Origin of the sequence: Xanthomonas sp. NCPPB 3582, from assembly GCF_041475735.2 — a bacterium.
In the GTDB taxonomy this organism is placed as follows: domain Bacteria; phylum Pseudomonadota; class Gammaproteobacteria; order Xanthomonadales; family Xanthomonadaceae; genus Xanthomonas; species Xanthomonas codiaei.
The window spans coordinates 3,032,740-3,045,113 of sequence record NZ_CM192968.1 but is presented as its reverse complement, the minus strand read 5'-3'; the positions used below and the strand labels follow the sequence as shown (position 1 = coordinate 3,045,113).

The window sequence follows — 12,374 nt, the reverse complement described above, 5'->3', positions numbered from 1 at the left end:
GCCGTGCGCAACTGGCGCTGGCTACTGCTGGTGCTGGCGGTACTGCTGGCTTGGCTGCAGTACCGCTTCTGGTTCGGGCCTGGGAATTCCGGTGAAGTCATGATGCTGGAAGCCCAGGTCGCGCATCAGACACAGGACAACGAAGGCCTGCGCCAACGCAACCAGGCGTTGGCCGCAGAGGTCAAGGACTTGAAGGATGGCGAGGCGGCAATCGAGGAACGCGCGCGCAGCGAGCTGGGCATGATCAAGCCGGGCGAGACGTTCTACCGCGTGGTCGAGGATGCGCCGCTGCCATCGCCTGACGCTGCGGCTTCCGCACCGCAAGCGCCTGCTTCCACCGATCCGGTGGACCATCCGTGACCGGCTCGATCTGGGCCATCGTGCCTGCGGCCGGACGTGGCACCCGGTTCGGTGGGCCCAGGCCCAAGCAATACCTGTACGCGGCCGGGCAGCCGCTGATGGCCTACACCCTGGCGGCACTGGCCGCACATCCGGCGGTGGCCGGCATCCTGGTGGCGATCGCTGCCGATGATGTCGATTGGCCGGGCTGGACGGCGGTGCAGGCCAAGCCGGTGCTGACCTGTGCCGGCGGTGCGACGCGCGCTGCCTCGGTGCTGGCCGGCCTGCTGGCATTGCCCGACAGCGTACGCGCGGACGATTTCGTGCTGGTGCACGATGCCGCGCGCCCGAATCTGGCATTGGCCGATCTGGATCGATTGCTGGAAATCGGCCGCAGCGATCCGGTGGGCGCGATTCTGGCGGCGCCGGTGCGCGACACGCTCAAGCGTGCCGGCGACGACGGCGGCATCGACGGCACCGAACCGCGCGAGCGCCTGTGGCGCGCGCTCACTCCGCAATTGTTTCGCCGGCATCAGCTGATCCGCGGCCTGACCGAGGCCTCGGCCGCCGGGGTGGACGTGACCGACGAGGCGATGGCGATGGAGCGGCTGGGATTGCGCCCCTTGCTGGTGGAAGGGGCCGAAGACAACTTCAAGGTCACCACGCCGGCAGATCTGGCGCGTTTTGAGTTCGAACTGGCGAGACGGGACCGGGGACCCGGGACCTGGGACCCGGACAGCCTCGGTCCACCGTCTACTGTCTTGGCATCTGCCGTTCCGGGTCCCCGGTCCTGGGTCCCCGGTCCCGAAGAGGTTTGATCCATGTCATTCAATTTCCGCATCGGCCAAGGCTATGACGTCCATGCGTTCGGCCCTGGCGACCACGTGATGCTCGGCGGCGTGCGGGTGGCGCATAGCCACGGCGTGCTCGCCCACAGCGACGGCGACGTGGTGTTGCACGCGTTGTGCGATGCCATGCTGGGCGCGCTGGCGCTGGGCGACATCGGTCAGCATTTTCCGCCCAGCGATGCGCGCTGGAAGGGTGCCGACAGTGCGCAATTCCTGCAGCATTGCGATCAGTTGCTGCGCGAGCGTGGCTGGCGGGTCGGCAATGCCGATATCACCGTGATCTGCGAGCGTCCCAAGGTCGGCCCGCACGCGCTGGCGATGCGCGAACGCATTGCCGGCCTGCTGGCGATCGAACTCGATGCGGTCAGCGTCAAGGCCACCACCAGCGAGAAGCTCGGCTTCACCGGCCGCGGCGAAGGCATCGCGGCACAGGCGGCGGTGCTGCTGGGCAAGATCGCTGCCTGATCCACTCCTGCCTGTCGGCCCCATCCGGCAGGCCAGGCGACATTCCGCGCCGAGCCATCGGCCCACAGCGCACGCTGCGTCGGCGCGAAGGCAAACCACTGCATGAGCGAGACCTCCGTTCTTCCACGCGCGCACGGCGCAGCGGTGCTGCGTGCGGTCATGCGCAGCACGCCGGAGGACTTCCAGGTGGACGAGCAGCCGGCATTCGAGCCCTCCGGCGAAGGCGAGCATCTGCTGCTCACCATCCGCAAGCGTGGGCAGAACACCGCCTATGTCGCCAAGGCGCTCGCGCGTTGGGCAGGCATCGCCGAGATGGGGGTGAGCTACGCCGGCTTGAAGGATCGCCATGCGGTCACCACGCAGCGTTTCAGCGTGCACCTGCCCAGGCGCGTGGCGCCGGATCTGGCCACGCTCGACGACGCGCAACTGCAAGTGATCGACAGCACCTGGCACAACCGCAAGCTGCAACGCGGCGCATTGCTGGGCAATCGCTTCGTGCTGACCCTGCGCGACGTGCACGGCGAGCGCGAGGCCATCGAGCAACGCCTGCAGGCGATCGCCGCGCGCGGCATTCCCAACTGGTTCGGCGAACAACGCTTCGGCCGCGACGGCGGCAACGTGGCATCGGCGCTGGCGATGTTCGGCCATGTACAGCGCGCCGACGGCAGCCTGGCGCCGGCGCCGCCATCGAAACGGCGGCTGCGCAACGACCAGCGTTCGATCCTGCTGTCGGCGGCGCGCTCGGCGCTGTTCAATCGCGTATTGGCCGCGCGCGTGCAGCAGGGCAGTTGGGACGCCGCGCTGGAGGGCGAAGCCTGGATGCTGGATGGCTCGCGCAGCGTATTCGGTCCCGAGCCGTGGAGTGAGGTGCTGGCCGAGCGGCTGGCGCGCTTCGATATCCACCCCAGCGGCCCGTTGTGGGGTGCCGGCGAGCTGCGTTCGACCGGGCAGGCGGCGGCGGTGGAGCAGGGCGCGTTGTCCGATCCGCAATCGGACGTGCTGCGACACGGCCTGGAGGCCGCGGGCTTGAAGCAGGAGCGCCGCGCACTGCGCTTGCGTCCGCAACGGCTGGAGTATCGCTGGTTGGAGGCGGACAGCCTGCAGATCGAATTCGCACTGCCGCCGGGCTGCTACGCCACCGCGGTGCTGTGGGAGCTGGGCGACGTCAGCGATGCCGGGCGTCTCGATGCCGGCCTGCGTTCCGATGCCTAGGCCTGTCCGGTGGTCGTCGGCGGCCCGGCAAACACGTCATCGTCGTAGGAGCGGACCTGGCCGCGACAGGCCTGCCCGTCAACGCGTCCTTTGCGCAAGCGCATGCCACACCGGCGACCCATCGCCCAATCGGCGCTAACGCCGCGCCAGCAGCACCAGCAACGCACCGGTGCCGCCCTGCGTGGGCGGCGCAGAATGGAACGCCAGCACGTCATTGCGCTGGCGCAGCAAGCGGTCCATCAGGTTCTTCAACACCGGCGCGCCGTTGTCCGATTGCAGACCCTTGCCGTGGATGATGCGCACGCAGCCATGTTCGTGCGCGTGCGCCTCGAGCAGGAACTGGCGCAACAAGGCCTCGGCCTGGGCGGCGCTGGCGCCGTGCAGATCCAGTTCGTCCTGCACCGAGAATTGCCCGCGCTTGAGGCGCTGGAACAGCCGGGCAGGCAGCGTGTCGCGCCGATAGCTGGCGATGTCGCCGGCTTCCAGCGGCGCGCTGTCGCGCAGCAGGCGGGCGAATTCGGTGTGTGCCTGCGCCTCGTCGCGCTCGGCCATGCGCGCGCGCGGCTTCGGCCGCGGCTTGGCATTGGCCGGCGGCGCCACCTCGCGGATCGGCTGGACCGCGCCAATGGCCGCGCGGAACAGCGCGCCCTCGTCTTCGTCTTCGGAATGCGACATGGGTACAGCCTAACCGTTCCAACCCCAGGCGCACGCGAAGATCAAGCGGCAAGCCCGTGGACGCATCCGGTATCATGACCGGGTTTTCCGAGGAGTCCCATGCGCGTACTGGTTAGCAACGACGACGGTGTCGACGCCCCCGGCATCCAGATCCTGGCCGAGGCACTGCGTGGTGCCGGTCATGAAGTGATGGTGGTCGCGCCCGATCGCGACCGCTCCGGCGCCAGCAATTCGCTGACGCTGGATGTTCCCATTCGTACCCGCCGCATCGACGCGCAGACCTGCGCGGTGGCCGGCACGCCGACCGACTGCGTGCATCTGGCGCTCACCGGCATGCTGGATTACGACCCGGATATCGTGGTCTCCGGCATCAACAACTCGGCCAATCTGGGCGACGACGTGATCTATTCCGGCACCGTCTCTGCCGCGATGGAGGGCCGTTTCCTGGGCCTGCCCGCCGTGGCGGTGTCGCTGGTCACGCAGAATCACCAAGCGCACAACTACGAGACCGCCGCACGCGCTGCAGTGGAAATCGTTGCGCGGTTGAAGGCCGATCCGTTGCCGGCCGACACCATCCTCAACGTCAACGTGCCGGATCTGCCCTGGTCGGATGTGCTCGGTTTCGAGGTTACCCGGCTCGGCAACCGCCACCGTTCCGAGCCGTGCGTGCCGCAGCGCGACCCGCGCGGCCGCACCGTGTACTGGATCGGCCCGGCCGGTCCCGAACAGGACGCCGGCGCCGGCACCGATTTCCACGCCGTGCGCACCGGGCGGATTTCGATCACGCCGATCCATGTCGATCTCACCCGCTACCAGGCGCTGGAGACCGTGGCCGGCTGGGTCGGCGGCCTGACCGCCGCGCTGGACGGACCGGCATGACGCCCAGGCTGCGCCTGCAACCGGAGTCGGTGGGGATCGGCATGACCTCGCAACGCGTGCGCGACCGCCTGGTCGAGCGCCTGCGCGAGGCCGGCATCCAGGACGAAGCCACACTCAATGCGATGCGCACCGTGCCGCGGCATCTGTTCATCGATGAGGCACTGGCCTCGCGCGCCTACGAAGACACCGCGCTGCCGATCGGCCATGGCCAGACCATCTCCCAGCCCTGGGTGGTGGCGCGCATGACCGAAGCGGTGCTGCAGGTGGCGCCGACCAAGGTGCTCGAAGTGGGCACCGGTTCCGGTTACCAGGGCGCGATCCTCGCCGCGCTGGGGCTGGAGGTCTACACGGTCGAGCGCATCGGCGATCTGCTGCGGCAGGCGCGCAAGCGCTTCCGCCATCTCGGTATGAATGTGCGCAGCAAACACGACGATGGCCGCATCGGCTGGCCCGAGCATGGTCCGTACGACGCCATCGTGGTGACTGCTGCTGCGCCGGCGCTGGTCGATGCGCTGGTCGATCAGCTGGCGGTCGGCGGTCGGCTGGTCGCCCCGGTCGGTGGTGCGTCCTCGCAGTCGCTGGTGCAACTCACTCGCGCTGCCGACGGGGCGATCGAGCAACAGGTTCTGGCCCCGGTCACGTTCGTCCCGCTGTTGTCGGGCATGCTGGATTGACCCCATGAGAGTTTCACGATGAAGATTTTCGGGCCGTTGTACGACGTGGCCATCCGTTGGTCGCGCCACCGCCGCGCACCCGCGCTGCTGACCGGCCTCAGCTTCGTGGAGGGCTTCATCTTCCCGGTGCCGCCGGAGGTGATGCTGGCGCCGATGTCGCTGGCCGAGCCCAAACGCTCGCTCTGGTTCGCCACCTTGAGCCTGATCGGTTCGATCTGCGGCGCATTGGTCGGCTATCTGTTGGGCCACTTCGCTTTCGCCGCACTGCAGCCGTTGATCGAATGGCTGGGTTGGAGCACGAAGATCCAGGCGCAGATCGAGACCCTGCGCGTGCTGGTGGCCGACTCGCCCTGGAAGGCCTTCTGGGCGTTGGTGCTGGTTGGCTTCACCCCGATCCCGCTGAAGATCTTCACCTGGGCGTCGGGCGTGGTCGGCGTGCCGATCCTGCCGTTCATCGCCAGCATGCTGGTGGGGCGCGGCAAGCGCGTGTACCTGGTGGCCGGTGCCATCCGCCTGGGTGGCGCGCGGGCCGAGGCCGCCTTGCACAGGTGGATCGAGCCGCTGGGCTGGGTGGCGATGGCGGTGCTCGCGGCCGGCGCCGGCTGGCTGGTATGGAAGACAACGAACGGATGAGCAAGACGCAGATGAATTCGGTACGCAAGACAGCAGTCATGCTCATGGTCGCCATCGGGCTGACCGCCTGCAGTGCCACGGTGGTGCGTTCGCCCGGTGCCGGCGGCGCTTCTGCGTCGTCGCGCCCTGCGGCGCCGCCGCGGCCGTCGATACCGCGCCCCGGTGCCACCGTCACCGTGCAGCGCGGCGACACCCTGTATGCGATTTCGCGCCGGACCAATATCACGGCCGCCGATCTGGCCGCCTGGAACGGCCTGTCGTCTCCGAACACGATCTATCCGGGGCAGATCCTCAAGCTGTATCCCGGCGGGGCGAGCAAGCCCGGCAGCAGTGCCCCGGTGGCTGGCGGTACCGTGGTCCCGGCGCGTCCGGCCGCACCGGTCGCCGCGCCGGTCAGCAGCGGTTTTTCATGGCGCTGGCCCGCCGATGGCGTGGTGGTCGGTACGTTCGTGAGCGGCGAGACCACCAGGCAGGGCGTAGATATCGCCGGCACCAGCGGCCAGGCCGTGCGTGCGGCCGCCGATGGTGTCGTGGTCTATTCCGGCGCCGGCCTGGTCGGCTATGGCGAGCTGATCATCATCAAGCACAACGACCAGTGGCTGTCGGCCTACGGCCACAACCGCAAGCGCCTGCTCAACGAGGGCCAGAACGTCAAGGCCGGCCAGCAGATCGCCGAAATGGGCCGCAGCGGCGCCGCGCGCGACATGCTGCACTTCGAGATCCGCTACAACGGCAAGCCGGTGGATCCGTTGCTCTATTTGCCCAGGAAGTGATTCGGGCGCGGGGAATCGGGATTCGAGATTTGGGATTCGCAACAGCGCCTAGGCGGGCGCCCTGCGCGGGGTGTGGCGTTCGATCGCTCGGCGGTCGTCAGCGGCAGCGCCTCATCGGCGAGCCGGCCTGGCTGCACGCGCGAGCGCGAAACACTGCAGTAGTCCGCTCTTGCGAATCCCCAATCCCGACTCCCTAATCCCGCCCTTCCAGAATCATCGCCAGTGCCACCCGGCGGCCTTCGCTGGCCAGCACGTTGTAGGTGCGGGCGGCGGCGGCGTTGGTCATCGCTTCCAGGCCTATGCCGCGGGTCAGGCAGGCGGCCAGGACCTGGGCACTGGGAAATTGCTGGCGGTCGCCAGTGCCCAGCAGGATCACGGCCGGGGCCAGCGCCAGGACCGCGTCCATGTGGCTGGCCTGCAGGTGCGCCAGGTCCTGCACCGGCCAATGGTCGACCAGTTCGTCCGGCATCAGCACGAAGCTGCGTTGCAGGATCTGCTCGTTCACCTTGGCATGGCGGCCATCGGCCGCGCGCAAGGCGTAGGTGTAATCGGGGTGTTCCTGGCTCAAAGGCATGAAGGCACTCGCAGGTTCAACCGCGCGGCAGCACGATCTGGCGCTTTTCCTTGCTGGGGCGGTACAGGATGGCGATGTGGCCGATCCGCTGTACCAGGGCGCTGCCGGTCTGTCCGACCAACTCGGCGATCAATGCATCGCGGGTCTCACGGTCCTCGGAAGCCACCTTCACCTTGATCAGTTCATGGCGCTCGAGCACTTCCTCGAGTTCGGCCAGGAATGCCGGCGTGACGCCCTTGCCGCCGGTCTGCAGCAGCGCCTTGAGGTCGTGGGCCTGGCCGCGCAGGAAACGGGTCTGGGCGGAGGTGAGAACGATGGACATGCAGGATCGAAGGGCAGCAAAGGGCGTTCAGGGTATCATGGCGGCCCGTTCGGACCCCTTTGCCAATGCCTTCCCGCAGTAAAAGCAGCCAGCGCTGGCTCAAGGAACATTTCGCCGACCCTTACGTCAAGAAGGCCCAGGCCGAGGGCATGCGCTCGCGCGCGGCCTACAAGCTGGAGGAGCTGCTGCAGCGCGACCGCCTGCTCAGGCCCGGCATGGTGGTGGTGGACCTCGGCGCCGCGCCGGGCGGCTGGTCGCAGCAGGTGCGCAAGTCCATGGGCGACAGCGGCCGGGTGGTGGCCTTGGACATCCTGGAGATGCCCGCCCTGGCCGGCGTGGAGTTCCTTCACGGCGACTTCAGGGAGCAAGCCGTCCTATCGCAGTTCGAAGCGCTGCTGGGCGATGTGCCGGTGGACCTTGTGCTGTCGGATATGGCCCCCAATAAGAGTGGCATGGATGCGGTCGACCAACCGCGGATGATGCACCTGGCGGAACTGGCGATGGACTTTGCCGACACCCACCTCAAACCGGGCGGGGCGTTCCTGATCAAGCTGTTCCAGGGTGTGGGATCCGACGACTACATTCGCGAGCTTCGCCGCCGCTATGACAAGGTGACGATCCGCAAGCCGGCGGCCTCGCGCAAGCGCTCCCCGGAAGTTTATGCGCTCGGTCAGGGCAAGCGTGTCCAGATCAAGTAAGCTGGCAGTGACCACCGTGTTTCAAGAATTAAAGAGTAGAGGGCACCGGAGCCAATGAGGATGAACGACTTGACCAAGAATCTGCTGCTGTGGGTGGTCGTCGCGGTTGTGCTGATGGTCGTCTTCCAGAGCTTCTCGCCGCGGATGGCGGGCGGTGTCGGTGCCGACTCGATCACCTATACCCAGTTCCTGAAGGAAGTGGATTCCGGGCGCGTCAAGTCGGTGGATTACACCGACGAGACCAACCTGGCCGTCAACGCGATCCGCTTCAAGCGCACCGACGGCAGCGAAGCCACCGTCTACGGTCCGCGCGACGACAAGCTGGTCGACGTGCTGTACAGCAAGAACATCGAAATGACCCGGCAGAAGCCGTCCACCGGCCCCGGGTTCTGGTCGTTGGTGCTGAATTTCCTGCCGGTCATTCTGATCATCGGCTTCTGGCTGTTCATCATGCGCCAGATGCAGGGTGGCGGCGGTGGCGCCAAGGGCGCGATGAGCTTCGGCAAGTCGCGCGCCAAGCTGCAGGGCGAGGACCAGATCAAGATCACCTTCGCCGACGTTGCCGGTTGCGACGAGGCCAAGGAAGAAGTGGGCGAGCTGGTCGAATTCCTGCGTGACCCGACCAAGTTCACTAAGCTGGGCGGCAAGATCCCGCGCGGCGTGCTGATGGTGGGTCCGCCGGGTACCGGCAAGACCTTGCTCGCCAAGGCGATCGCCGGCGAGGCCAAGGTGCCTTTCTTCAGCATTTCCGGTTCGGATTTCGTGGAAATGTTCGTCGGCGTCGGCGCCAGCCGCGTGCGTGACATGTTCGAGCAGGCCAAGAAACATGCGCCGTGCATCATCTTCATCGACGAAATCGATGCGGTGGGCCGTCACCGCGGTGCCGGCCTGGGCGGCGGTCATGACGAGCGCGAGCAGACCCTGAACCAGTTGCTGGTCGAGATGGACGGCTTCGAGGGTGGCGAAGGCGTGATCGTGATCGCCGCGACCAACCGTCCGGACGTGCTGGACCCGGCGCTGCTGCGTCCGGGCCGTTTCGACCGCCAGGTCGTGGTGGGCCTGCCGGACGTCAAGGGACGCGAGCAGATCCTGCGCGTGCACATGCGCAAGCTGCCGCTGGCCGACGACGTGGCGCCGATGTTCATTGCGCGAGGGACGCCTGGCTTCTCGGGTGCGGACCTGGCCAATCTCTGCAACGAGGCGGCGCTGTTCGCCGCGCGCGAGGCGGTCAAGGAAGTGCGGATGGATCATTTCGATCGCGCACGCGACAAGATCCTGATGGGCGCCGAGCGTCGTTCGATGGCGATGAGCGAGGAAGAAAAGACCAACACCGCCTATCACGAGGCCGGCCACGCCATCATCGGTCGCCTGGTCCCGGATCACGATCCGGTCTACAAGGTCACCATCATCCCGCGTGGGCGTGCGCTGGGCGTCACCCAGTTCTTGCCCGAGGGCGATCGCTACAGCTCCACCCGCGAGAGCCTGCATAGCCGTCTGGCCACGCTGTACGGCGGACGCGTTGCCGAAGAGCTGATCTTCGGCGCGGACAAGGTGACCACCGGCGCCTCCAACGACATCGAACGCGCGACCAAGATGGCGCGCAACATGGTCACCAAGTGGGGCCTGTCCGATGAGCTCGGTCCGATCGCCTATGGCGAGGAAGAGGACGAGGTATTCCTGGGGCGTTCGGTGACGCAACACAAGAGCGTGTCCGATGAAACCGCACGCAAGATCGACGATGTGGTGCGCGACATCCTGGATGGTGCCTACAACCGCGCCAAGACCATCCTGACCGAGAACATCGACAAGCTGCACGTGATGGCCAAGCTGTTGCTGGAGTACGAAACCATCGACGTGCCGCAGATCGACGCCATCATGGAAGGCCGCGACCCGCCGCCGCCGGCCGGTTGGGGCAAGTCGGACAAGGACGGTGGCAACAACAACGACAAGGGCAGCCCGCGTCCGTTGCCGCCGATCGCAGGTCCCGCCGAGCAGCTATAAGCTGCCGCCGACCAGCGTGACGTAACAAGCGTCGGGGCCAGGAAGCGATTCCTGGCCCCGATGCGTTGCAGCGTCAGGCAATGTGGGAACGTCTGCGGGAAGGGCGGCAATACGCATACTGTGTTGGTGGTGCGCAGGCTGTGGTGACCGGACAGGCGCGCGGTTGCGCAAGATGCCAGATGCCGCGCGCTGCGCGACAATGGCAGACACGCTGACCGCTGACCGCAGCGCTGGCCGGCTGCGATGACACGACACGGCGGCCGTCGCCATCGCTGCAGTGCGCTCATGCCAGCGCGGCGTGCCGCCCATGACCTCGTACCACCGATGCAGGAGCTTCCCGATGTTCGACACCGCCCTCAAACTGGATTGCGCCGGTCGCAGCCTGCGACTGGACGCGCCGCAGGTGATGGGCATCGTCAATGTCACGCCCGACTCGTTCTCCGACGGCGGCCAGCATGCCACGTGCGATGCGGCAATCGCCCATGGCCTGCGGCTGGTGGAGCAGGGCGCGGCGGTACTGGATATCGGTGGCGAATCCACCCGTCCCGGAGCAGCGCCGGTGTCGCTGGACGACGAACTGCAGCGCGTGATTCCGGTGATCCAGGCGCTGGCGCATCAGACGAGAGTGCCGATCAGCATCGATACGTTCAAGCCGGAGGTCATGCGCGCAGCCGTCGCGGCTGGGGCCGGCATGATCAACGATGTGCATGCGCTGCGCTCGCCGGGCGCATTGCAGGCGGCGGCAGAGTTGCAGGTGCCGGTGGTGTTGATGCATGCGCGCAACGCGCCGCATGCGATGGAGCAGGCCCCGCACTACGACGACGTGGTGGGGGAGGTGCATCGTTTCCTCGCCGAGCGCATCTTCGCCGCGGAAATGGCAGGGATCGACAAGCGTCGGCTGCTGCTCGACCCCGGCTTCGGTTTCGACAAGACCACCGCACACAATCTCACCGTGCTGGCGCAACTGCAGCGCCTGCAGGAATTCGGCCTGCCGGTGCTGGCGGGGCTGTCGCGCAAGCGCAGCATCGGTGAGGTGACCGGCCGCGAAGTGGCCGCCGAGCGGGTACACGGTTCGGTGGCCGCGCATCTGATCGCCGCCCAGCACGGCGCGCTGGTGTTGCGCGTGCACGACGTGGCCGCGACCGTGGACGCGCTGAAGGTCTGGAGCGCGGTCGCTGCGATCCCGGTGCCGCGGGTGACGGCGCCGGCTGCGCCGACGATCCGCTGGCCGGACGAGGACTGATGCCAGCGGACCGCCGCCCGCTGGCGATCGCGCTGATGGGCCCCACCGCCAGCGGCAAGACCGCGCTGGCGGTGGAGGCGGCGCAGCGCTGGAATGGCGAGATCGTCAGCGTCGATTCGGCACTGGTCTATCGCGGGCTGGATATCGGTGCAGCCAAGCCGGACGCGGCGATGCGCGCGGCGGTGCCGCACCATCTGATCGATCTGCGCGATCCGTGGCAGACCTATTCGGCCGCCGAGTTCGCCAGCGATGCGCGGCGCGCGATCGACGACATCCTTGCGCGCGGCAAGCTGCCGATCCTGGCTGGCGGCACCGGACTGTATTTCCGCGCGCTGCTGGAGGGCCTGTCGCAACTGCCCCAGGCCGACCCGGCGGTGCGCGCGGCGATTGCAGCGCAGGCCGAGCAGCTCGGATGGGCCGCCCTGCATGCGCAGCTGGCACGGATCGATCCTGTTGCCGCGGCGCGCATTCATGCCACCGACCCGCAACGCATCCAGCGCGCGCTGGAGGTGCATCGCATCAGCGGCCGGCCGCTCACCTACTGGCAGAGCCTGCCGGCGCCGCCAAGGTTGCCGGTGCGGGTGCTGAAGCTGATCCTGGCCCCGCGCGAGCGGGCGGTACTGCATGCGCGGATTGCGCAGCGGCTGGAGCAGATGCTTGCGCAGGGTTTTCTCGGCGAAGTGGAAGCGTTGCGGGCGCTGCCGCAGATGCGTGCGGTGGCCGCGCCGCTGGATCTGCCGGCAGTGCGCGCGGTGGGCTACCGCCAGGCCTGGGAGTATCTGGACGGCGCCGGCAGCCTGGCGGAGTTTGGCGACAAGGCGGTGCAGGCGACCCGGCAACTGGCCAAGCGGCAGCTCACCTGGCTGCGTGGCGAGCTCGACGCGCGCTGGTTCGACCCGGAGCGTGACCGACATCAATTGGAGGACGCACTTGTCGGCTTCCTCGCCCATCGTCCCGCTGTACGGCAGGCTTCAGGCGTGTAACATCCCGTTTCCGGGACCGGCTGGGGATGGCAGGTGTCGACCGGGACAATAAGAA

Annotated in this window: 15 protein-coding genes; 12 read left to right on the top strand and 3 right to left on the bottom strand. The window is 67.6% G+C overall.

What is annotated here, in order from left to right; all coding sequences use genetic code 11:
* Window positions 1-3 precede the first annotated feature (3 nt).
* The 4 genes from ftsB (at window position 4) to truD (ending at window position 2,864) form a co-directional block, all read left to right on the top strand.
* Window positions 4-360: a cell division protein FtsB gene (gene ftsB / locus ACCQ05_RS12810; protein WP_372390670.1), complete on the top strand. Its 357-nt coding sequence runs from the start codon at window positions 4-6 to the stop codon at window positions 358-360.
* Complete coding sequence (gene ispD, locus ACCQ05_RS12805; RefSeq protein WP_372390667.1) at window positions 357-1,157, top strand: 2-C-methyl-D-erythritol 4-phosphate cytidylyltransferase; 801 nt, start codon at window positions 357-359, stop codon at window positions 1,155-1,157. Before ftsB ends, ispD begins: the two co-directional genes overlap by 4 nt.
* Before the next feature lie 3 nt (window positions 1,158-1,160).
* Window positions 1,161-1,652 (top strand): 2-C-methyl-D-erythritol 2,4-cyclodiphosphate synthase, encoded by a 492-nt coding sequence (gene ispF, locus ACCQ05_RS12800; RefSeq protein WP_372390664.1) that lies wholly within the window; start codon window positions 1,161-1,163, stop codon window positions 1,650-1,652.
* A gap of 102 nt (window positions 1,653-1,754) precedes the next feature.
* Complete coding sequence (truD, locus tag ACCQ05_RS12795) at window positions 1,755-2,864, top strand: tRNA pseudouridine(13) synthase TruD (RefSeq protein ID WP_372390662.1); 1,110 nt, start codon at window positions 1,755-1,757, stop codon at window positions 2,862-2,864.
* A 135-nt stretch (window positions 2,865-2,999) separates the two neighbouring features.
* Here the strand turns inward: truD and ACCQ05_RS12790 are convergent, their stop codons facing one another.
* Window positions 3,000-3,539, bottom strand: coding sequence for a Smr/MutS family protein (locus tag ACCQ05_RS12790; RefSeq protein ID WP_104540424.1), 540 nt, complete (start codon window positions 3,537-3,539; stop codon window positions 3,000-3,002).
* Between the two features lie 99 nt (window positions 3,540-3,638).
* Here ACCQ05_RS12790 and surE point away from each other — a divergent pair, with 99 nt between their 5' ends.
* From surE to ACCQ05_RS12770, 4 genes are read left to right on the top strand one after another with little or no spacing between them, the layout of a single operon-like run.
* The gene (gene surE / locus ACCQ05_RS12785) at window positions 3,639-4,418 is read left to right on the top strand and encodes a 5'/3'-nucleotidase SurE (RefSeq protein ID WP_104540425.1); all 780 of its coding nucleotides are present in this window, start codon (window positions 3,639-3,641) and stop codon (window positions 4,416-4,418) included.
* Entirely contained in the window at window positions 4,415-5,092 is a 678-nt protein-coding gene (locus tag ACCQ05_RS12780; protein ID WP_010365684.1) for a protein-L-isoaspartate(D-aspartate) O-methyltransferase, read from the top strand. The genes surE and ACCQ05_RS12780 overlap by 4 nt, the downstream gene beginning before the upstream one ends.
* A gap of 18 nt (window positions 5,093-5,110) precedes the next feature.
* A complete protein-coding gene (locus tag ACCQ05_RS12775) occupies window positions 5,111-5,725 on the top strand; it encodes a YqaA family protein (protein WP_104540427.1) in 615 nt (204 codons plus the stop codon).
* Complete coding sequence (locus ACCQ05_RS12770) at window positions 5,722-6,498, top strand: peptidoglycan DD-metalloendopeptidase family protein (RefSeq protein ID WP_372390659.1); 777 nt, start codon at window positions 5,722-5,724, stop codon at window positions 6,496-6,498. The genes ACCQ05_RS12775 and ACCQ05_RS12770 overlap by 4 nt, the downstream gene beginning before the upstream one ends.
* Window positions 6,499-6,691: 193 nt before the next feature.
* Here ACCQ05_RS12770 and ACCQ05_RS12765 read toward each other — a convergent pair whose 3' ends face one another.
* The gene (locus tag ACCQ05_RS12765; protein WP_228962058.1) at window positions 6,692-7,072 is read right to left on the bottom strand and encodes an Mth938-like domain-containing protein; all 381 of its coding nucleotides are present in this window, start codon (window positions 7,070-7,072) and stop codon (window positions 6,692-6,694) included.
* 16 nt (window positions 7,073-7,088) lie between these two features.
* The gene (yhbY, locus tag ACCQ05_RS12760; RefSeq protein ID WP_372390657.1) at window positions 7,089-7,394 is read right to left on the bottom strand and encodes a ribosome assembly RNA-binding protein YhbY; all 306 of its coding nucleotides are present in this window, start codon (window positions 7,392-7,394) and stop codon (window positions 7,089-7,091) included.
* A 65-nt stretch (window positions 7,395-7,459) separates the two neighbouring features.
* On the opposite strand from yhbY, the gene rlmE reads away from it, so the two are divergent.
* From rlmE to miaA, 4 genes are all read left to right on the top strand, one after another.
* Complete coding sequence (rlmE, locus tag ACCQ05_RS12755) at window positions 7,460-8,092, top strand: 23S rRNA (uridine(2552)-2'-O)-methyltransferase RlmE (protein WP_372390655.1); 633 nt, start codon at window positions 7,460-7,462, stop codon at window positions 8,090-8,092.
* 60 nt (window positions 8,093-8,152) lie between these two features.
* Window positions 8,153-10,093 (top strand): ATP-dependent zinc metalloprotease FtsH, encoded by a 1,941-nt coding sequence (gene ftsH / locus ACCQ05_RS12750; protein WP_228962061.1) that lies wholly within the window; start codon window positions 8,153-8,155, stop codon window positions 10,091-10,093.
* Between the two features lie 340 nt (window positions 10,094-10,433).
* Window positions 10,434-11,336: a dihydropteroate synthase gene (gene folP, locus ACCQ05_RS12745; RefSeq protein WP_372390653.1), complete on the top strand. Its 903-nt coding sequence runs from the start codon at window positions 10,434-10,436 to the stop codon at window positions 11,334-11,336.
* On the top strand, window positions 11,336-12,319 hold the full coding sequence (gene miaA / locus ACCQ05_RS12740) for a tRNA (adenosine(37)-N6)-dimethylallyltransferase MiaA (RefSeq protein ID WP_372390651.1): 984 nt from the start codon (window positions 11,336-11,338) through the stop codon (window positions 12,317-12,319). Before folP ends, miaA begins: the two co-directional genes overlap by 1 nt.
* The last annotated feature ends 55 nt before the right edge of the window (window positions 12,320-12,374 follow it).

Bases quoted from the DNA above. Each gene is read 5' to 3' on its own strand.
- ispF (WP_372390664.1), top strand. From the start codon at position 1,161: ATGTCATTCAATTTCCGCATCGGCCAAGGCTATGACGTCCATGCGTTC.
- truD (WP_372390662.1), top strand. From the start codon at position 1,755: ATGAGCGAGACCTCCGTTCTTCCACGCGCGCACGGCGCAGCGGTGCTG.
- ACCQ05_RS12790 (WP_104540424.1), bottom strand. From the start codon at position 3,539: ATGTCGCATTCCGAAGACGAAGACGAGGGCGCGCTGTTCCGCGCGGCC.
- surE (WP_104540425.1), top strand. From the start codon at position 3,639: ATGCGCGTACTGGTTAGCAACGACGACGGTGTCGACGCCCCCGGCATC.
- ACCQ05_RS12780 (WP_010365684.1), top strand. From the start codon at position 4,415: ATGACGCCCAGGCTGCGCCTGCAACCGGAGTCGGTGGGGATCGGCATG.
- ACCQ05_RS12775 (WP_104540427.1), top strand. From the start codon at position 5,111: ATGAAGATTTTCGGGCCGTTGTACGACGTGGCCATCCGTTGGTCGCGC.
- ACCQ05_RS12770 (WP_372390659.1), top strand. From the start codon at position 5,722: ATGAGCAAGACGCAGATGAATTCGGTACGCAAGACAGCAGTCATGCTC.
- ACCQ05_RS12765 (WP_228962058.1), bottom strand. From the start codon at position 7,072: ATGCCTTTGAGCCAGGAACACCCCGATTACACCTACGCCTTGCGCGCG.
- yhbY (WP_372390657.1), bottom strand. From the start codon at position 7,394: ATGTCCATCGTTCTCACCTCCGCCCAGACCCGTTTCCTGCGCGGCCAG.
- rlmE (WP_372390655.1), top strand. From the start codon at position 7,460: ATGCCTTCCCGCAGTAAAAGCAGCCAGCGCTGGCTCAAGGAACATTTC.
- ftsH (WP_228962061.1), top strand. From the start codon at position 8,153: ATGAACGACTTGACCAAGAATCTGCTGCTGTGGGTGGTCGTCGCGGTT.
- folP (WP_372390653.1), top strand. From the start codon at position 10,434: ATGTTCGACACCGCCCTCAAACTGGATTGCGCCGGTCGCAGCCTGCGA.
- miaA (WP_372390651.1), top strand. From the start codon at position 11,336: ATGCCAGCGGACCGCCGCCCGCTGGCGATCGCGCTGATGGGCCCCACC.